General features: G+C 59.2%; 14 protein-coding genes. 8 read left to right on the forward strand and 6 right to left on the reverse strand.

The features are described from left to right. Window positions 1-29 precede the first annotated feature (29 nt). The 4 genes from spt to CGA21_RS08780 are packed head-to-tail and all read right to left on the reverse strand — an operon-like array spanning window position 30 to window position 4,159. Window positions 30-1,232, reverse strand: a complete 1,203-nt coding sequence (gene spt, locus CGA21_RS08765) for a serine palmitoyltransferase (protein WP_110751357.1) — start codon at window positions 1,230-1,232, stop codon at window positions 30-32. Continuing rightward, entirely contained in the window at window positions 1,219-1,479 is a 261-nt protein-coding gene (locus CGA21_RS08770; protein WP_110751355.1) for an acyl carrier protein, read from the reverse strand. Before CGA21_RS08770 ends, spt begins: the two co-directional genes overlap by 14 nt. A gap of 35 nt (window positions 1,480-1,514) precedes the next feature. Beyond that, window positions 1,515-2,432 carry an NAD-dependent epimerase/dehydratase family protein gene (locus tag CGA21_RS08775; RefSeq protein WP_188264002.1) on the reverse strand — a complete coding sequence of 306 codons (918 nt, stop codon included), beginning with the start codon at window positions 2,430-2,432 and terminating at the stop codon, window positions 1,515-1,517. After that, on the reverse strand, window positions 2,429-4,159 hold the full coding sequence (locus tag CGA21_RS08780) for a fatty acyl-AMP ligase (protein ID WP_188264003.1): 1,731 nt from the start codon (window positions 4,157-4,159) through the stop codon (window positions 2,429-2,431). Before CGA21_RS08780 ends, CGA21_RS08775 begins: the two co-directional genes overlap by 4 nt. A 1,952-nt stretch (window positions 4,160-6,111) precedes the next feature. Here CGA21_RS08780 and CGA21_RS08785 point away from each other — a divergent pair. The 7 genes from CGA21_RS08785 (at window position 6,112) to CGA21_RS08815 (ending at window position 13,460) form a co-directional block, all read left to right on the forward strand. Next, window positions 6,112-7,254: an N-acetyltransferase gene (locus tag CGA21_RS08785; RefSeq protein ID WP_188264004.1), complete on the forward strand. Its 1,143-nt coding sequence runs from the start codon at window positions 6,112-6,114 to the stop codon at window positions 7,252-7,254. Beyond that, entirely contained in the window at window positions 7,238-8,068 is an 831-nt protein-coding gene (locus CGA21_RS08790) for a nucleotidyltransferase family protein (protein WP_110751347.1), read from the forward strand. Before CGA21_RS08785 ends, CGA21_RS08790 begins: the two co-directional genes overlap by 17 nt. 18 nt (window positions 8,069-8,086) lie before the next feature. Further along, window positions 8,087-9,214 carry an LPS export ABC transporter permease LptF gene (gene lptF, locus CGA21_RS08795; RefSeq protein WP_223194075.1) on the forward strand — a complete coding sequence of 376 codons (1,128 nt, stop codon included), beginning with the start codon at window positions 8,087-8,089 and terminating at the stop codon, window positions 9,212-9,214. Then, window positions 9,211-10,293 (forward strand): LPS export ABC transporter permease LptG, encoded by a 1,083-nt coding sequence (gene lptG, locus CGA21_RS08800; protein WP_110751345.1) that lies wholly within the window; start codon window positions 9,211-9,213, stop codon window positions 10,291-10,293. The genes lptF and lptG overlap by 4 nt, the downstream gene beginning before the upstream one ends. A gap of 79 nt (window positions 10,294-10,372) precedes the next feature. Further along, window positions 10,373-11,557: a CDP-alcohol phosphatidyltransferase family protein gene (locus CGA21_RS08805; protein WP_188264005.1), complete on the forward strand. Its 1,185-nt coding sequence runs from the start codon at window positions 10,373-10,375 to the stop codon at window positions 11,555-11,557. 61 nt (window positions 11,558-11,618) lie between these two features. Beyond that, a complete protein-coding gene (locus CGA21_RS08810; protein WP_223194076.1) occupies window positions 11,619-12,512 on the forward strand; it encodes a hypothetical protein in 894 nt (297 codons plus the stop codon). 129 nt (window positions 12,513-12,641) lie between these two features. After that, window positions 12,642-13,460: a metallophosphoesterase family protein gene (locus CGA21_RS08815; RefSeq protein ID WP_188264006.1), complete on the forward strand. Its 819-nt coding sequence runs from the start codon at window positions 12,642-12,644 to the stop codon at window positions 13,458-13,460. A gap of 31 nt (window positions 13,461-13,491) precedes the next feature. Here the strand turns inward: CGA21_RS08815 and CGA21_RS08820 are convergent, their stop codons facing one another. Next, entirely contained in the window at window positions 13,492-14,289 is a 798-nt protein-coding gene (locus tag CGA21_RS08820) for an NTP transferase domain-containing protein (protein WP_110751341.1), read from the reverse strand. 211 nt (window positions 14,290-14,500) lie between these two features. Here CGA21_RS08820 and CGA21_RS08825 point away from each other — a divergent pair, with 211 nt between their 5' ends. Further along, complete coding sequence (locus CGA21_RS08825; protein ID WP_188264007.1) at window positions 14,501-16,861, forward strand: ELM1/GtrOC1 family putative glycosyltransferase; 2,361 nt, start codon at window positions 14,501-14,503, stop codon at window positions 16,859-16,861. Window positions 16,862-16,909: 48 nt separating this feature from the next. On the opposite strand, the gene CGA21_RS08830 is transcribed toward CGA21_RS08825, so the two are convergent. Beyond that, window positions 16,910-18,847, reverse strand: coding sequence for an LTA synthase family protein (locus CGA21_RS08830; protein WP_188264008.1), 1,938 nt, complete (start codon window positions 18,845-18,847; stop codon window positions 16,910-16,912). Window positions 18,848-18,991 lie beyond the last annotated feature (144 nt).

Raw genomic sequence — 18,991 nt, forward strand, 5'->3', positions numbered from 1 at the left:
ATCAGCTCACCAACATCCTGGGACACTGATCAAGCGTTTCCTGCGACAGGCCCCATCGGGCCACGCAAAGAAGCGAAGGCCTCGATGATATGGTCTATTTGTCCAGCTGTATGCGCCGCACTGACGCTGCATCGCACCAGGGTGACCGCGCCGGGTGTCGCCGGCGGAAGGACCAGATTGACATACACGCCCTTCTCCATCAGCGCCCGCCAGACCGCAAGGCCTTCGTGAGGCGATTTCAACATGACGGCAATCACCGGGCTGACTTGTGGTCCCAGTTGGTAACCGGAATCGGCCAAGCCCTGATAAAGACGCCGTGCGTTCGACCATAGCTGACTGCGCAGTTGCGGGCGTCTTTTTATGGCCATCAGCGCCGATCTTACCGAGGCAATCGCAGAAGGAGATGGCGAAGCGGTAAAAATATAAGGCCTGCTGGCGTAGCGCAGCAGGTCCATTTGCGCGTCGTGGCAGGCGGCAAATCCGCCTACCGCGCCCAAACTCTTGCTGAACGTGCCTAACAGGATGTCCACCTCCGAGTCTACGCCCAACTCCTCGGCCAAGCCCCGGCCGTGAGTTCCCAGGACGCCAAAGGAATGAGCCTCGTCGACCAGCAGGTAACCTCCGAGGCGGCGCTTGACGTCGACTATTTCCCGCAGTGGCGCCTGGTCACCCAACATGCTGTAGATTCCCTCCACCAGGATGATCGCTTCTCGGGCACGCTCACCGAGCCGAACCATGCGCCGCTCCAGGTCAGCGGCATCGTTATGGCGAAACCGGATGACTTCCGCACCTCCCAGCTTGCAAGCGTCGTAGATGCTCGCGTGGCAGTCGGCGTCAAGCAACACTACCTCGCGCGCCCCTGCCAACGTCCCGATGACAGCCAGGTTGGCGACATAGCCTGTGGAGAACACAATGACGGAACGCCGCCCCAGGAAATCGACCAGCTCCTCTTCCAGCGCGCTATGCCCGGCGTAACTGCCGTTGGCCATGCGAGAGCCAGTGGTGCCGGTACCTTCAAGCTCCAGCGAGCGCTGCGCCGCCTTGATGCTGGCGGGGTCGAAGGTGAGCCCAAGATAGTTGTTGGTGCCGGCAAGAATTACCCGCTTACCCTGGATCATGCCCTCGGTTGGGGAATACATCTCATCGATGCGAATTCCAAAGGGATGGATCTGCGAGTCGCAGAGACTGGCGCGCTCGGCTGCCAGCTTGCCGAACTTGTCAAACAGTCCCATATTTACGCTCCGTCAGGGTAAGAATGGCCTCGGCCAACTGCTCGGGGGTGCGCACCTTCACCAGAACATTGAGCTCGATCGAGATGTCGTACTCGTCCTCCAGTACCATCAGCATGTCCATCACTCTTATAGACTCAATCCCCAGGTCCTGGATCAGGTCGGTATCCGGTTTTATCAGCGCTTCATCAGGTGCAAGTTCCTTGATGAGCTCTATCACCTTTTCGAGTATCGCTTCTTTTGAGATCAACGTGGCTCTCCTTGAGTTCAGTAGCGGTCACCCGTTCAGAACAAGTGATCGTGCAGCGCCTGGCGCAAAAGAATCCGTGGCGCCCAACCCAATGCCGCGCTGATGCGGGCATTGCTGCAAGTCCAGTCAGGGTGCATCAGTTCATTGACTTTACCGGGGGTCAGCATGGGCGCCTGGCGGGTGAAGCGCGACAGCACCAGGTTCGCTCGTGCGATCCCCTTCAACACTTTGGCAGGCACTACCGCTTGCCGTACCGGCGCATTGCGGATATCGGTGGCGATGCTGGCCAGGCTTGCCCAGTCGTACCCCTGTGCCTGGCCATCACATAATTCAAAGGTCTGCGATTGCATGACAGGCGCATCCAACCACTGCATGACGGCACTGACCAGATCGTCGACATGCAGAAAGCTAAGCAGTGAATCGCCTTTACCCGGCGTGACCAGCCAGCCCCGCAGGAGCCACTCGAACACCGGGCGCAACTCGCGGTCGCCTGGCCCATACACGGCGGTTGGCCTGAAAATGCACACGGGTATCGTCCCGGCCGCCTCCCTGACCTGGCACTCCCCTTCGAATTTGGAAGCGGCGTACCAGGACAATGTCGGATATCGAGCGGCAAGGGACGAGATCAGCAGAAAACGCTCGCAACTGCCACTCATCCGCGCCGCCTCCATCAAGCGCTTGCTGCCCTGCACATTGACCTCGTCGAAGTCTCGGGCATTCCTGCCCCTGACCTTCCCTGCGCAATGAATGACCGCATCCGCCCCCCTGGTGAGCTCAGCCAGGGCCTGTTCATCTTCCAGTGTTCCGCTGATCCACTTTGTTCCATCCGCTGTCATTGCGCTCCTTGAGCGGGCCAGGGCACGGACCTCCACGCCACGGGTGATGAGCCGTTTGCGTAGGACACTGCCTATGAAGCCAGTCGCGCCAGTGAGCGAAACAACGCGAGCACTCACATCTCCTCCAGTGCTGGATAAGGAAGGTCGGTGTTCGCCTGGGCCAAAAATCGTTCAAGGGCTTCGGCACGGGAAGGCTTGCCCGAGGAGGTTCGGGGCAACGAGTGAGGCGGCACAAGGTGCACGTCAGCAGTGAGACCGAACTCACTGGTGATCTTCGCCACCAGGGTTCGGACCAGGCGTTCACGACCTTCTGGCTCACGGATGCGGCATTGAATCTGGACCACGACCTGGGGCTCATCATCGACGGGAACGACGAATACAATCGCATCGCCGGGCCTCAGTTCAGGTTCGGATTCCACCAGGTATTCAATATCCTGCGGCCAGATGTTGCGACCGCGCACAATCAGCAAATCCTTGCTCCGACCGGTGATATGCAGTTCACCCTGGGACAGGTAGCCCAGGTCACCGGTGTTCAGCCAGCCATCTTCCAGGACTGCCCGGGTGCTCTGTGGGTCATTGAAATAACCCGACATTACGCTGGGTCCCTGGACGAATATCTGCCCGACCTCACGCTCCGCAACCTGCTGCCCCGCAGCGTTGCGGATTTCCACGCGATGGCCGGGCAAAGGGGCGCCACAGTTGGTGAAAGCGCAGCTTGCCGGATCATCGGTGGCGCTCGCCTGCGCCCTGAGCTGATGCTCCAATACCGAGCGCGCGACATGGTCCACCTGCACCCCCACCCCGCGACGGGCGAAGCTGACAGCCAGCGTGCTTTCCGCCAGACCGTAGCAAGGCGTGAAGGCCGCCGGATCGAATCCGGTGTCGAGAAAACAATCGGCGAAACGGCTTAACACCGATGCCCGAATCGGTTCTGCCCCGATCCCCGCGACCCGCCAGCAGGAGAGATCCAGCGGCGTTTTTTCCAGGTCCCGGACTCGCCGGGTACAAAGGTCATAGCCAAAGGGTGGCGCCACCGAGACAGTGACCCGATTCTGGCTGATAAGCTTGAGCCATTGCCCGGGCCGCGTGGCGAAATCCCGGGTGTGCAAGTAGTCGACAGTCAGTTGCGCCGCCATGGGCGCCAGGACAAAACCCACCAGCCCCATGTCATGATAAAAGGGCAACCATGAGGCGCACCGATCCCCTGCGCGAATGCCAACACCGTCCACGACGATGCCTTTGATGTTGGCCATCACCGCACGCTGGGTAATGATCACGCCACGCGGGAAGCGGGTACTGCCGGACGTGTATTGCAGGTAGGCGATGTCCTCCGGCGAGACCGTGGGTAGCGTCTGCGACGCGGGCAATTGGCCCAATGTCTCAAGCGACCCGACGAACACCTGCCGGGTGTCCCCCAGTGCTTCGCGGATATAGGGCAGCCATTCCTCCAACCCCAAGACGGCCGCCGGCGTGCAATTGGCGAACAGCCCCTTCAACTTGTCCACATAGGAACGATGGCTTCCCAGGCTGGCAGGAACGAGCAGAGGAACGGCGATCAAGCCGGCGTACTGGCAGGCGAAAAACGACTCGATAAAGCTTGGGTGCGTATCGGCGATGAGCGCAACCCGATCGCCTTTGTTCAACTTGAGCCCAAGTAGGCGCTGGGCAATCGAGACAGCATTACTTCTGAGCGTTGAGTATTCGAGCGCTGCATTCAAGCGGCAATGTCTGTCGTAGAAGTTCATCCCGCCCTGGCCTGAAGCGGCATAATCGAGCGCTTCCACCAGCGTGGGAAAGTCCGCTAGACGTTGGGTGAGTGCCTGGTTTGAAAGGGTCGCAGACATAAGTAGACACCCATCCATTTAGCCAAGTAAGGACAAGTCAAATAGCGGATTTATCACCTGCGCCAGTAAAACACGTGCCGTTCTACTGCCCTCAAAACCGTTTCCATGGAGTCGTGGCCCCAAGGATATCCGGCTCAGCCTTTTCAATTATTTACAAAGCCTAACGCAATACTAATCGGCATCTGGATGAGCGCAAATTTTTTCCCGGATGAGCGACGACCGGCGAGTATTAATCGTGATGAAAGCTTCTCGTTCTCAGCGTGATGTCTATCACAAAGTGCGTGGATTACTGTAATGCAGCTCACTTTAGGTTTGGGGGGTTGCAGGTGGATATTTGGATTGGGTGCATATCCATTGCTGCGGTAACGGCCACTTAGGGTTTCGCTTTTACAGCGGGTCACTTGGAAGCACGGAACGCCGCCCGGCCTGTAGGAGCGACTATGCTCGAGATGGAGGTTAACGATGACACAAGGAGCCTGACACCCCGTGGTGCTCTCAGGTTTTTCGCGAGCATGCTCGCTCCTACAGGGCCCTCCGCCATCCATGCCGGTTTAGCCAAAACGAGGCGGCCTTAAAGCCGACCTGACTGTTACGGGTGAACCTGAATCTCCTGTCGCTGATCGTTCCCACGCTCTGCGTGGGAATGCCGCCAGGGACGCTCCGCGTTCCGCTGACGACGCGTTAATTGAGCCGTGCGCAACGGTGATACGGGGCCTCACAGGAAGCCCTGTGTGTGAGATTTATTGTCGGAGTACATATCCATTGCTGCGGTAACGGCCTCCTATGGTTTCGCCCTTACGGCGACTCCCTTTTCCAAACGCCGAAAAGGAAGCAAAAGGCTTTGCCCCACCACTCGGTGCCTCGCTAGAGCTCGGCATGCCAGAACGAAGGCATTGCTCCGTGGGTCGCCGCGATGGGCCATCCTTGGCCCAGCGCGGCTAAACCGGCGTCCTGCCGGTTTCCCCACTGCGCAATGCCTGCGTTCGGCCAGCGTGGTTAACGGGGCGCCCGGATCAAAAACAAAAGCGAGGCGGCCTTAAAGCCGACCTGACTTTGACGGGTGTACCTGGATCCCCTGTAGGAGCGAGCATGCTCGCGAAAAACCTGAGAGCACCGCGGGCTGACAGTTGCCCAGCGTCATCATTGACGACCATCGTCGGAACGCCGCCCGGAGCATGCTCGCTCCTACAGGGAATCGCGGATAAGCCTGCAATCAGGTCGGCTTTAAGGCCGCCTCGCTTTTGCTTTTGCTTTTGCTTTTGCTTTTGCTTTGGCTTTGGCTTTGGCTTTTGATTTTCTTGCCACATCGAGAGGCCGAGTGGAGGTTCTGCGCAGTGGGTAAACCGGCAAGGATGCCGGTTTAGCCGCGCTGGGCCAAGGATGGCCCATCGCGGCGGGCCCACGGAGCAGGACCGGAGCGAGGGCATGCCGAGCCTTAGCGAGGCACCGAACGCCAGGGGCAAGAGCGTTTGGTTACTTTGCGCTTCTCAAAGTGACTCGCTGTAAAAGCGAAACCCTAGGTGGCCGTTACCGCAGGAATGGATATGTACACATGAAAGACAATTATCGCCTGCCAGGACGCCATCGCCGGCAAGCCTGGCTCCTACAGGTAAAAGCGAAACCCTAGGTGGCCGTTACCGCAGCAACGGATATGTACACCTGAAAGACAATTATCGCCTGCCAGCACGCCTTCGCCGGCAAGCCTGGCTCCTACAGTAAAAGCAAAACCCTAAGTAGCCGTTACCGCAGCAACGGATAAACACCCAATCCAAATATGCACCTGCAACCCCCAAACCTAAAGTGAACAGCATTACACGGATTACCGAGCTTTTACCGAATCACTGGCACCCTTGTTTTCTGCACGTACGCCCTACGCCAATACTTCAGCTACGCTCTCTGAGGTACTAAGAAAGAGATACGAGTTCAACTGCTTCGGACTTTTGTGGCCAACGATGATCAATAAGAAGTTGCCAATCATTACGCGACCCGTCCTCACAAGCCTGGACCTCAAGACATTCATCAGTTTCCCCGGCACCCTGTATCGCAACGATCCTTGCTGGATCGAACCGATCCATTACGAGCGTCAGGAACTCCTTTCACAAAAGAATCCAGCCTCCCCTCACCTGACATGGCAGGCGTGGCTGGCCTGGTCGGGAACTGAAGTCGTGGGGCGGATCACCGCACAGGTCGACAGTCTTCACCGGCAATTGCACGGCCATGATTCGGGGCACTTCGGGATGCTTGAAGCGGTGGACGATCCCGCTGTGTTCGACAGCCTGTTCGCGGCTGCTGAAGCCTGGCTGCGCGAGCATGGCGCTGCACGCATCACGGGGCCCTTCAACCTGACCATCAACCAGGAAAGCGGGTTGCTGGTAGAGGGATTCGATCATCCCCCTTGCGCCATGATGGGGCACGGACAGCGTTTTTATGACCAAAGGCTCGCCGCCCTTGGCTACCGGCAAGCCAAGGATCTGCTCGCCTACTGGATGCGCACCGATCAATTGCACTTCCCGCCAGCGTTGACGGCGATGATGGCGCGCGAGCGAAAGCGCGTGGTGATCAGGCCCCTGGACCCCCGTAAGTTCCGGCGGGACATGCTCATCCTGCGGGAAATCTTCAATGACGCCTGGAGCCGCAACTGGGGTTTCGTCCCGTTCACCGAATCCGAATTCTACGAGCTTGGCAGCCAGTTGAGGCTGCTGGTCCCCAAGGACTTGCTGTACATCGCCGAAGTCGATGGCGAGCCCTGCGCGTTTATCGTGGCCATGCCTAACATCAACGAGGCGATCGCCTCGCTCGACGGGCGCTTGCTGCCCTTTGGCTGGCTACGCCTGCTGTGGCGGCTTTACGTCAAAGGTGCGCGGACTGCACGCGTGCCCCTGATGGGCGTCAAGCAGGCTTACCAGTTCAGCCGATTGGGGCCTGCACTCGCCTTGCTGTTGATCGAAGCGCTCAAGCCGCCCTTCGTCAAGCGCGGCATAGAAGCCCTGGAAATGTCCTGGATCCTGGAATCGAACGCGGTAATGCGCAAGATTCTCGAACAAATCGGCGCCACCGCCTACAAGCGCTACCGGATCTATGAAAAGCACATTTGAGCTCAGGCCGTTCACCGCGCTGGTCCTGGCTGCTGACAGGGGGCCGGCCGATCCCGTTGCCGCCATGGCCGGGACTTGCTGCAAGGCATTGGCGCCGGTGGCCGGGATTCCCATGGTTCGTCGCGTCATCGAGGCGCTGGCGGCCAGTGACCGGATCGACCGGATCGTACTCGTGGGGCCTGCGCAACATTTAATGGCGCAAGAGGCCTCGTTGACGCATTTGCTGGACTGCGCCAGCGTCAGTTGGCTGGAACCTGCCAACTCCCCCAGCGCCAGCGCGGCGCTGGCGCTGGCGCGTCAACCCGCAGACAGTCCCGTGTTGGTGACCACGGCGGATCATGCGCTGCTCAGTCCGCAGATCGTCGACTATTTCCTTGCGCAAGCGACTTCAAGCGGCCATGACTTTGTGGTGGCGGTAACGCCGCTGGACACGGTGCTGGCGGGTTTTCCAGGCACCCGGCGCACCAGCATCCGGCTCCGCGGCGGCCCCTATTGCGGCAGCAACCTGTTCGCCTTCATGACCGAGGACGCGCGACGTCTCGCCAGCTACTGGCAACGGGTCGAACACGATCGCAAGCATCCCAGGCGTGTCATCGCTGGCGCTCTGGGCGTCGAAGGAGTACTGCGATATTTGTTGGGTCGATTGACCCTGGAACAAGCGCTGCAACAGCTTTCCGACCGGTTGGGGGTGAGTCTCGGGGCGGTGGTCATGCCCTTCCCGGAGGCCGCTGTCGATGTCGATTCGCCGCTGGATTATCAAATGGTGGAGAGAATTCATGCCCAGAGAAATCAATCGATACCGAGCGATACCTGATGGATCCTGGCGGCAGGAATGCTCAATCGCGCGAGCGCGGCATGGGCAAGGCTGCCGGCCGGGATCCAGGGCATGTTCCTGATCGAACGCTACGTGATCGCCGAGATCCGGCGGCCGGTGATCGTGATGGTCAGCATCCTGGTGTTCATCTTTGCCAGTTATTCGGTAGAGCGGTATCTCGCTGACGCCGTCGAGGGCACTCTGGCCTTGCAAGCGGTACTGGCGATGGTGTTCTACAAGGTACTGATTGCCCTGGAAATGCTGGTGCCCGTGGCGTTGTATGCCTCGGTGACACTGGCGGTGGGACGGCTGTGCCATGATTCTGAAATCATTGCGATAGCCGCTTCGGGTGCAAGTCCCCTGCGGATCTATCGAGCCGTCCTGTTGCTGGCTATTCCGATCTCACTGGCGGTGGCCATGCTGTCGCTCTACGGCCGCCCCTGGGCCTATACGCAGGCCTATGTGCTGGAACAGCAATCGCGAACAGACCTGGACGTCAATCATCTGCAGGCGCAACGGTTCAATCTGAACAATGAAAACGGCAGGATGATCCTGGCGCAACGCATCGACCGCACTGATGGCCGCCTCCACGATGTACTGATCTATGACCCGGGTGACTCGAAAACCCGTGTATTTCGCGCCAGGCAAGCGAGAATCCTGGATCCGAATCCGGACGATCCGATCGTGGAGTTGACGCAAGGCCATTCCTATTTGCTCAAGCACAGTGCTTCCCGGGACATTTCGGAAAAGTTCGAGCATATGCGACTGCACTTGCTACCCATCGAACGGGCCGCCGAGGGTAAGCGCAAGGCAGCCCCCAACGAAGTGCTGAAGGCTTCCAGCGCGCCCTCGGACAAAGCTGAATTGCAATGGCGCCAGACGCGGGGTGTAAGCGCCATGGTCCTTGCGTTGCTCGCCATTCCGTTAAGCCGTACCCGACCCAGGCAGGGACGGTTTGCGACCCTGCTGCCCGTGACCGCCGTCTTCGCGGTGATCTACTACGCAGCGGACATCTGCAAGACGATGGTAGGCAACAGTACCCTGCCCTTGTATCCGGGCTTGTGGACAGTGCCCCTGCTGATGAGCCTGGCCCTGCTGGTTTTCCTGGCGCGCGACCTGGCAAACTTTCGGTTCGGCTATCGATGAAAATCCTCGATCGCTACATTACCCGCCATGTGTTCTTCGGTTTCGCGGCCGCGGCAGCGCTGCTGCTACCGTTGTTCACCACCCTTGACCTGGTGGGTGAATTAGACGACGTCGCGCCCGGCGGGTATCGATTGAGCCAGGCCATCGAAGTCGTGTTCCTGACGCTGCCGCGCCGTGTCGTCGAGCTTGGCCCCTTTATCGCACTGCTGGGTGGCATTGCCGCGCTGGGGCAATTGTCAGCCACACGGGAACTGACGGTCATGCGCGCTACAGGGCTGTCGATTGCCCGGATCGGGTTCACGGCAACAGTGGCCGGTCTCGCGCTGGCGCTGTCATGGGCGGCGCTGGATGAGTGGGTGGCCTCTCCCCTGCAGCAAAATGGCCTGGAGCTGCGCAACGAAGCCATCGCCGCCGGTGCGCAGGCGAGCAACGATCAAGGCAGCGTCTGGGCTCGACAGGACGATCAGATCGTCCGTATTGGCAATCTTGCGCACAAACGGTTGCCGGTCAATATTGAGATTTTCAGGTTCGACAACGACCGCTCACTGGTTTCCTACATCTTTGCCGAGACGGCGGACATATTGGACGCAGGCCAGTGGCGTTTGAACAATGTCCAGGTAAAACAGTGGGACCAGGGCGCTGAAACGACGCAACAACTCGATCAAATGCCCTGGCGTTCGATTTTTGGCAGTGCGCGATTGGGCGACATTACGCTGCCGACCGAAAGCCTGTCTGCACGCCAGCTCTACCGCTACATCGCGTACCTCAAAGGCTCGGGCCAGCCATCGGCACAATACGAAATGGCGATGTGGCAAAAGCTCGGGCGACCGATCCTGACCCTGGCGATGATCCTGTTCGCCATCCCGTTTGCCTTCGCACAACCGCGCTCGCCCAACCTGGGTGCACGGCTGGCTTTGGGTGCGCTGGTCGGGTTAATGGTCTATGTAAGTAATCAGATCATCGTAAACCTCGGTCTACTGCTAAAAATGAACATTCTGGTCACTACTTTGGGGCCGGCCCTGGTCTTGCTTGTAGTGGCTATCATGATCGTGGCGTATCTGGACCGGGGCAGTCGTTGAAACCGTCATGCTGTTCAATGGACAGGGCGTTGGCGCCCGCTCCTTCAATCAATGTGATTCGGCGCAGGCGCAACCAACCATGAAGACTCCCGTATACCTGATCTGTAGCTGCCCGGTGCGGCTGTGGGGACTGACTTCCAGGGAGCGAGTGGGCCGTATGCTCGCAAAGTTTCCCAACGCCCATCTGTGCAACGCGAACGATCCGTTGCCGGCGCAAGGCGAGGTGGTCCTGCTGCGCGAGGATTACCTTTACGACGACCGCGTGCTCCAGGGGCTGCTGGCAACGCCTGAGATCGCGCTACAGGACCCGCGCACCGGCACCATTGTCGCCGCCCACGCCAGTGTCGAGCGGCTCGCCCACTTGCCCAGCCTGGACACTGACGCTGTCGCCGGATTGCGCAAAGTGGTTCCCGGCACCGTGGCCACCGCGATGCAGACGCAACTGCGCAAATTCGATCCTCCCTGGGTCGCGCAAATCACCGCCGCCAACCAGGCGCATCTTGAGAAGTCCCTGTTCAACGGCTCCTACAAGGGCGTCACCGATTTCATCACCCGGGCGATCTGGCCTGTCCCCGCTCGCTGGGCCACCGTCTGGTGCGTGCGGCTGGGGCTAAGTCCCAATCAGGTCACGGCAGCCAGCTATGTCCTGGCCATCGCGGCAGGCTATCTTTTCTGGCATGGATTATTTGGCGCGGGCCTGCTGGCCGGCTGGTTGATGACGTTCCTGGATACGGTGGATGGCAAGCTGGCACGCGTCACCGTGACCTCCACGCGCTTCGGAAACCTTTTCGACCATGGCCTGGACCTGATTCACCCGCCGCTCTGGTACATCGCCTGGGGATTGGGCTACGAGGCAACGTGGGATTCGGCCATACCCCTCGAGCCCGTGCTCTGGGCCATTTGCCTGGGCTATGTCGCAGGCAGGCTATGCGAAGGTGCGTTCAAGCTGGCCGCGCCTTTTTCGCTATTTCTCTGGCGCCCCTTCGACTCACTCAACCGGCTGATCACCGCACGGCGCAATCCCAACTTGCTCATACTGACCAGCTTATGGGCGTTTGATGCCCATGACACGGCGTTGATCTGGGTGGCCGTCTGGACCTGCGTCTCGACGCTGATCCTGGGGGTGCGCACGATGTCCGCCCTTGTCTTGAAACACCGAGGCCAGCCGCCACAGCCCTGGCTCAGCCGAATCGACATGAGCGCCGAACGCGACCGCTTGATCGTGCGGATGTTCGCGCCCCGCTCGGGCCTCAATGATGCCTGAAGCTTGCCCGCCGCCCCCTGCGAAGCTGCTTGAACAGGTCAGTGAGCAGTGCACGCAGCCGATGCCTGACGAGGTGCAGGCCATTGTCCAGGCATTGCACACACGCCTGGGCGATGCATTGGTGGCGCTGCTGGTCTACGGTTCATGCCTGCGCAACGGCGATCTCACCGATGGCCTGGTCGATGTCTATGCGCTGGTCGATAGCTACGCTCACGCTCATCACACGCGCTTGCAGCAGCTCGCCAATGCCTGGCTGCCACCCACGGTGATCCTCGTCAGGGCTGCGGCGGCCGATGGGCAAATACTCCATGCCAAATGCGCCATCCTGTCGCTGCAGGACTTCGAGGCGGGAACCGGTTCATGGTTTCAAAGCTACCTCTGGGCCCGCTTCGCCCAGCCCTGCCGGCTGGTTTATTGCAAAGACGAGGAAACGCGCAAGCGTATCCATTTCGCCCTGGCTCAAGCCGTGATGACCCTGATGGATCGCTGCGTCGCCACGCTGCCGGATCGATTCGACAGTTTCAACCTGTGGGAGAGATCACTGTCGCTGACCTACCGGACCGAGCTGCGTCCCGAGTCAGCTGATCGACCCAGGCAGCTCGTCAGGCATGACATGGACTATTATTCGCGCATCACCCAGGCAGCCGCGCCTGCGGTGAAGCAAATGGCGGCCTGCACGGGCGAAGAAGACAGTTATCGCAACCTTTGCCCGCTGGCCACGCGCCGAGGCATTGAACGTCTGTGGAAATGGCGGCGGGTCCAGGGAAGAACCTTGAACGTGGCGCGGTTGGTCAAATCCTTTTTCACCTTCGAAAACGGTGTCGACTACCTCATATGGAAGCTGGAACGCCACTTGGGTGAGCCTGTCGTCGTGACCCATCGCTTGCGTCGTTTTCCACTGCTCTTCGGCTGGCCATTGCTCTGGCGCCTGCTCAAAAGCCGCCGGCTTCGCTGAAGACGCTGCTGCTCGCAATGCGAACAATGGAGGCACCCCATGAACAGTGGCAAAGAACGTGGTCAGTGGCACCAACGGACGAAAAATTAAGCGCCAAGCCCTGTCGGGTATAGAGGATGTCCAGCAACGATGACCCGTCTCCTGCATATTTCCGATACCCATTTCGGCACCGAACAGCTCCCCGTCATGCAAGCCTTTGAAACGCACGTCAAGGCCTACGGCGCCGACCTGGTCCTTTTCTCCGGAGACATTACACAGCGCGCCCGGCGCGGGCAGTTCGCCTCGGCGCAGGCATTCATCAACCGCATCAAGGGCTATGGAATACCGCAAGTCCTGACGATCCCCGGCAACCACGATATCCCCATGTTCAACCTGTTCGCGCGCCTGTTTGCACCCTATGGGAATTACTACAAGTACATCGACAGCAATCTCGCACCCGTTTTCGAGAATGACGATGCCTTGATCATTTGCTTGAACACCACCCACCCGGCACGCCGCAAAGACGGCAAGGTCACTGCCCGACAAGTCGAGGAAGTGGCTGAGCGGCTACAGAAATGCGATCCGCAAAAACTGCGCATCGTCGTCGCTCATCAGCCGTTCGGCGCAATCGTCGCCAGCGACCGGCGCAATCTGCAGATCGGTGCGGGGGCTGCGCTGGAACGCTGGGCCTCGTCCGGGCTCGACCTGGTGATGGGGGGGCACATCCATCTTCCCTATGTGCTGGCACTCAGCACGCAATATGGCGCATTGTCCAAGGAAATCTGGGGGGTGCAGGCCGGAACGACCCTCTCCTCACGTATACGCGGCAATGCCCCCAATTCGTTCAATCGAATCCATCTGGACAAACAAACAAGGCGCGTCACCGTCGAACGCTGGGAATATTCTTCCTTGCACGAGACCTTTGAGCCCAGCATCGAGTCTCATTGTGACTGCCTGCCTGGTCGATAGACGGGCTTGAAACCCCACCTTACGAGCAGCCCTACTCTCCCTCCGCGAGGGTAATTGCCGTCCCTTGCTTGCGGCATACCCAGGGCCTGACCAGTGCCTGCGCAGCCCTGAGATCGGCAGGAAAGTCCAGCTCGGCCCAGCCCAATCCTTCGATGGACTGCGCGAACACTTGCCCGGTAGTCCCTGCGAGGTGATCGATGATGCTCAAGTACCACCTTTGCAAGGCTTCAGGACGTCGCATGCTGTCTTCCAGCGCACTACGAAACAGTGGTCCTCCGCCGGCCTGAAAATGCATCATGCCGATAGACTCCCCGTCGACATCATCGAGCGGAATCAGTTTACCGATGGCGCTGATTCGATCACCGATCAGCTGGACTTTCATATCGTCGCTGTCGTACGCCAGTTTCTTGTCCACCGCGAGTGTAATCGCCCTGGCCGGTGCATCAAGCAATCGCTCCAGGACTGGCTGGTCGAATAACGTATCGCCATTGAGCAGGATGAAATCGTCATGCATGATCTGGCGAGCCATCCAGCAACTGGCCAGGTTATCGGCGACCTCAAAGAACGGGTTGTAGATCGTGGAAATGACGCCAGGCCCGTAACGTTCGTTCAGGGCCCGTTCGACCTGCTCTGCGCCATAGCCGATGACCGCGGTGATCCGGCTTATCCCGGCGGCCATCAGCGCATCGATCTGCCATTCTATGACCCGCTGCCCGCCGACTTCGATCAGGCACTTGGGGGTGTTCGTCGTATAGGGAAGAAGCCGTCGTCCTTGGCCGGCGCTCAACAAGATTGCAGCTGTACGGGTGCGTTGTTCGAATAGACCCATTTCTCCCGGGCTCCCATTTAAGGATTTGAACGAGCAGGACCCTGCGATCACTTAAAGACTTGCTTGGAAGACTAGAACAATCCATTCGCTGAGTTAAACCTTTCGACACCCGCCCATCGCCTCGATTCAAAAAAACACCGCACGCAAACTTTATCCTCGACTTGCGTATTTCGCTCTATGCTGTGGAGATTAATGTTCCGAGGAAACGCCCATGCGCCTGGAGGGTTCAGCACAGTCGTCCTCAAGCATCGGTACCTATGCCCCCGCTACCCCAGGGGACATTGGGGAACACATCGCGATACCGCGTATCGAGCCGATCGTCTTGGCAGCCCGAGCCGGGGCACCGCACGCACCTGCCGTGCGCATATTCCTGGGTACCGAACCTGCCCAATATCGCGCTGAGCGCATGTTTGTCTATGCGCTGGAACAGGTGCGCAACCCGGACCGCCGTTATGAGGTCTACCGCATGACCGGCCTGCCCGGCTTCAACCAGGCGGGCTGGCGCACCGGCTTTACCAATTACCGCTTCGCTATCCCGGACCTGGCGGGGCGCCACGGTCGCGCGCTGTACAACGACGTCGATCAACTCTACACCGCCGACCCGGCCGAGCTGTTCGACCAACCGATGGGCGAGCACGGCTATCTGGCGCTCGCGCCCAGGGAAACGGCCGTCATGCTCATCGACTGCGAACGGATGCACTGCTGCTGGAACATGCAAGCAGCCACCACGACCAGCAAAAAAAAGCTGCATGCGCTCGCCTCCGAGATACCGGGCTGCTTCGGCGTACTGGATGCCATCTGGCATGCTCGCGACCTGGAATACAAACACGGCGAGTCCCGGTTGCTGCATTACACGACGCTGCATCTGCAGCCCTGGCGACCTCTGCCGGCACAATACAGCTATCAGATTCATCCCTACGCGGAGATTTTTCTCAGCCTTGAGGAGGCGGCGGACGCTAGTGGGTATGAGCTCTACACGGCAGCACAGCCCAGTCCGCGATTCGTCCACTGCAGCCGGGAAGCCACCACTCTACCGGCGCTTATCCCGCAGGATGTCAGGCTGCTCAGTCGCAAGCTGCAGTGTACGAATCTCGGGTTGATCGGGCGTTGGCAACCCACGGAGGCACACGGCCCGACGGTCAGGCAACTGGATATCGAGCAGCTTCGCCAGGTGGATTTACCTCCCCAGGATTTCATCGCGGCCCAGGGTCTTGAAAAGCTGCCGCCGGAAGACTTGCCCTGGGTCATGGATCGCCTGTTCAACCAGGCTTCCCGATTGCTCTATATTCACGCAAGGCTCAGTGGCGATGGTTCAATGACCAGTTCTGTCAGCGGCTGGCGACGACTGCTGCGGCGCATCGCGCGGCGCTACCCGGATCGTTGCTGGCAGCTTGATTGCGTGGATGAAAAAGGCCATACGCAACGTTTCGTCGCGGACTACGCATTACGGCGCAAAGCGGCCGAGAACCCCAAGGTCTGGGTGCTGCTGAGTCAACATGCCGGCGACAATGCACAGCTGATAGCCATGGCCGACGCCCTGGGCTGGCCCTACGAATGCAAACACATCACCACACCCCCACGTCCTTATCTGCTCGACGCCCTGTTGGGCACCCGGTTGCCCAGACGGCCAGTCCCAGGCCTGAGCGCGCCCTGGCCAGACCTGGTCTTGAGTGCAGGACGGCGCTGCGCCCAGGTTGCCCAATGGATCAAGCATCGCTCCAAGGGCACGGCAAAACTGGCCCATGTGGGACGTGCCCAGCTCCCGTTGTGGCGCTTCGACCTGGTCTTGTCGACGCCACAATATGGGCTTGCCCTGGCAGACAACGTAGTGGAACTCCCTGCCCCGTACATGAATCCGCGTACGCTGGATCAGGCGCAACTGGCGCTATGGCGCCAGCGCTTCGCTGCACTGCCGCGCCCCTGGATCGCCGTCCTCGTGGGAGCCAGTGCCGCACCTTATTGTATGGACACGGAATCAGAAGTTCGACTTGGCCGTGAAGCCAATGCCGCGGTCAAGGCCCTGGGTGGCTCGATCCTGTTATCGACCAGTCCGCGCTCATCGGCGACGACCACCGACGCGTTGCTCTCTGCCATTGACGTTCCATGCTGGGCGTATCGATTCGGTGAGACGCAAGACAACCCCTACCCTGCATTTCTCGCCCTGGCGGATGGATTTATCGTCACCGGCGACAGCCTTTCAATGCTCACAGAGGCTTGCATGACCGGGCGTCCGGTCGCGGTATTTCCGCTGCCTATCCAACGCAAGGGCAAGGCCCGGCTTCGCCACACACTGGAACAGCGACTGGGGGTCATCGACCGGACAACGGGGGTACGTGGCACGCCCAAGCAGCAAGAAGGCTTCAGCAGGTTCTATTTCAAACTCGTGTCGGGCGGAGTGATCAGGCGCGAACGACAATTCGAACAGGCGCACATTGCGCTTGGCGTCATGCCCCTGCCCCAAGGGCTTTTGCAAGCGCCGTTGGTTTCCCCGCAATTGCTCGCCAGCGCGCGCGAACGCGCCATAAACGCCATTCGCGACTTGATATCCGGCGAACGTCCCTCAAGTGATTGATCGGCCCCCGCCCAATAGACGGGAAAAGGGGGCGATCAATGGCGCTAGCTATTGCGTGGCAATACGTTCACTACCGGGCCAATTCAATAAACGATGAGTGAACCCATAACTGGCGGCCTGGTAATAGGTAATTGCACGCGCGACCAGCGGGTCGTCGAGCTGAACCGTCACTTCATGGCTTGCACCCAGCGCGTCATCGTGGCGTCGCAAGGTCGCCCGGGGGCTGAGAATCGCCAGGTCTTTACCATCGAACAAGCCAAGGTGCTGGTAATTACCGACTAACACGCGGGGCGGCAAGGTGGAAGGTTGAAGCAAATCGCGACCGAAGAATGTCGACTCGTAATTGAGATTCAACAGACCCAAGAGGGTTGGCGCCAGGTCGATCTGACTCGCCAGCTGGCTGTCTTCACGCGCCGCGATGAGTTTGGGCGCATAGATGAACAAAGGGATCTGGTAGTTACGAATCGGCAAGTCTTCCTTGCCCGCGCTGCCAGCGGTGTGGTCAGCGACAAAGACGAAAATCGTGTCGTCGAACCAGGCTTTCTTTCGAGCTGCTTCCAGAAACTTGCCGATCGCATAGTCGGTGTATTTCACCGCGCCGTCACGCCCGTCACCGGACGCAATATCGATCCTGCCTTCAGGGTAAGTGTATGGACGATGGTTGGAGGTGGTCATCAGTTGCAGCAGGAACGGTTTCTGCTTGGCAAAATTCTCGTCTGCCAGCTTCAGCGTTTGCTGGTAGAGGTCTTCATCAGCCATACCCCAGGCATTTTTGAAATGAATCTCGGCTTCATCGACGCTGCTTTGATCTACGACCCGATAACCATTGCCGCCGAAGAAGGCATTCATGTTGTCAAAGTAGCCACGGCCGCCGTACACGAACACGCTGTCGTAACCGACGTGATTGAGCTGTCGGCCCAGGCTGGCGAAACCACTTTCACGACCAACCCGTTTGACAATGGAGCGTCCCGGGGTCGGCGGGATAGACAGTGTTATGGCTTCCAGGCCGCGGTCCGTCCGGGTGCCGGTGGCATAGAAGTTGTTGAAGTACAGGCTCTCTTTGCGCAGTTGATCGAGGTTGGGCGTCAGGTTGTCGGGGTTCCCATTGCTGCCCATGTACTTGGCGCTGAAACTTTCGATAGTCACCAGGACAATATTATGTCGCTGGGTCTTATCGTTCGGGGTCACGGTACGGCGGACATCGAGCGAATCCTTGTCGATGAATTGCACGCCACTTTCCGCCAGCTCCTGATGGATTTGCTTGCCAACTACCTCCGCCGGCAAGGTGCCATAGAACTGATCGTAGTCCAGCTCGTTGTTGCGAAAGGCGGCAAAGAACTGATAGGGACCATTGCTGGCCAGCTCGTGTTGATAGGTATTGCCGCCCTTGCCACGTGGTGTGTCCTGGTCGACGACCAGAAGAACCACAGCACTCAAGGCGAAAATCACGCCGATACTCGATAAACGCTGGCGCCAGGAAGGCAATGGCGCACCCAACACCCGCTGTAGAGGCTTGTGCAAGGCAATGCAAATGACAACCGCGATCACCGCCAGCGCGCCAAGCAATTTGCCGATTGGGTAGGACTCCAGGATGTTGTTCAGCACCTCGTCGGAGTACACCAGGTAATCCACGGCGATGAAATTGAAGCGCACGCCGAACTCGTCCCAGAACAGCCATTCAGCCACCGCCGTAAACAGCATGGCGAAAACACTGAGCGTCAGCAGCCCTTGCAAGAACCAGCGATGCCCACGCGAGCGCCACAATGCGGGCGGACACAGCAGCACATACAGGCTCATTGGCAGTGCGGCGTACAGCAAAAAACTCAGGTCGTACAAGGCGCCAATCCCAAAGATCGACGCATAGGCTGTACCCGCCTCTGAAAGGTGGGTAGCGAATAACACCAGGCGGGTGAGGAAAAAAACCACTAGCCACAGGCCGGTGATCATCAACAGGAAACGCAGAGGGGCTGAAGCGGGCAAACGCATTAAAAACTCCTTGTCGTGCTCCCCTCCAGGTTTGAATTTGTTGTGCCGATGGGTCGACAAGTCAAAAGCATGAGGACACTCCTGTCTCACATGCACTGAATCACGACTCATCTTGGAGGGGTGGTAAATCTACACGAACAATAA

Origin of the sequence: Pseudomonas sp. PSB11, from assembly GCF_014596605.1 — a bacterium.
Taxonomy (GTDB): Bacteria; Pseudomonadota; Gammaproteobacteria; order Pseudomonadales; family Pseudomonadaceae; genus Aquipseudomonas; species Aquipseudomonas umsongensis.

Bases quoted from the DNA above. Each gene is read 5' to 3' on its own strand.
- CGA21_RS08815 (WP_188264006.1), top strand. From the start codon at position 12,642: ATGACCCGTCTCCTGCATATTTCCGATACCCATTTCGGCACCGAACAG.
- CGA21_RS08790 (WP_110751347.1), top strand. From the start codon at position 7,238: ATGAAAAGCACATTTGAGCTCAGGCCGTTCACCGCGCTGGTCCTGGCT.
- lptF (WP_223194075.1), top strand. From the start codon at position 8,087: ATGCTCAATCGCGCGAGCGCGGCATGGGCAAGGCTGCCGGCCGGGATC.
- CGA21_RS08830 (WP_188264008.1), bottom strand. From the start codon at position 18,847: ATGCGTTTGCCCGCTTCAGCCCCTCTGCGTTTCCTGTTGATGATCACC.
- CGA21_RS08820 (WP_110751341.1), bottom strand. From the start codon at position 14,289: ATGGGTCTATTCGAACAACGCACCCGTACAGCTGCAATCTTGTTGAGC.
- CGA21_RS08785 (WP_188264004.1), top strand. From the start codon at position 6,112: ATGATCAATAAGAAGTTGCCAATCATTACGCGACCCGTCCTCACAAGC.
- lptG (WP_110751345.1), top strand. From the start codon at position 9,211: ATGAAAATCCTCGATCGCTACATTACCCGCCATGTGTTCTTCGGTTTC.
- spt (WP_110751357.1), bottom strand. From the start codon at position 1,232: ATGGGACTGTTTGACAAGTTCGGCAAGCTGGCAGCCGAGCGCGCCAGT.
- CGA21_RS08810 (WP_223194076.1), top strand. From the start codon at position 11,619: ATGCCTGACGAGGTGCAGGCCATTGTCCAGGCATTGCACACACGCCTG.
- CGA21_RS08780 (WP_188264003.1), bottom strand. From the start codon at position 4,159: ATGTCTGCGACCCTTTCAAACCAGGCACTCACCCAACGTCTAGCGGAC.
- CGA21_RS08825 (WP_188264007.1), top strand. From the start codon at position 14,501: ATGCGCCTGGAGGGTTCAGCACAGTCGTCCTCAAGCATCGGTACCTAT.
- CGA21_RS08805 (WP_188264005.1), top strand. From the start codon at position 10,373: ATGAAGACTCCCGTATACCTGATCTGTAGCTGCCCGGTGCGGCTGTGG.